At 66.2% G+C, this 266-nt stretch carries 1 pseudogene; it reads left to right on the top strand.

Annotated features, from left to right (window positions below):
* Positions 1–266: pseudogene (locus SB816_RS32260) on the top strand (phosphomannomutase); the annotation flags it as partial.

Below are 266 nucleotides of genomic sequence, written 5' to 3'. Positions count from 1 at the left end.
GGCGCCGCAACACGGTCTCGACGCCATCGTTTCCGCCGATGGCGACGGCGACCGCCCCCTGCTCGCCGATGAAAACGGCGTGCCTCTGCGCGGCGACCTGATCGGGCTTATTACCGCCAATTTTCTCGACGCCGGCGTGGTTGTCCCCCCCGTCACCTCCAATTCCGGCATTGAAGCGAGCGGTTCGTTCGAGGTCGTCCGCACCAGGGTCGGCTCACCTTTCGTGATCGCCGGCATGGCGCAGGCGCTTGCCGAGGGAAAGAACG

The organism is Achromobacter sp. SIMBA_011, assembly GCF_046535435.1.
GTDB lineage: Bacteria > Pseudomonadota > Gammaproteobacteria > Burkholderiales > Burkholderiaceae_B > Achromobacter > Achromobacter dolens.
Note: the sequence above shows the minus strand (reverse complement) of the source record. Positions and strands in the feature narration are given on the sequence as shown.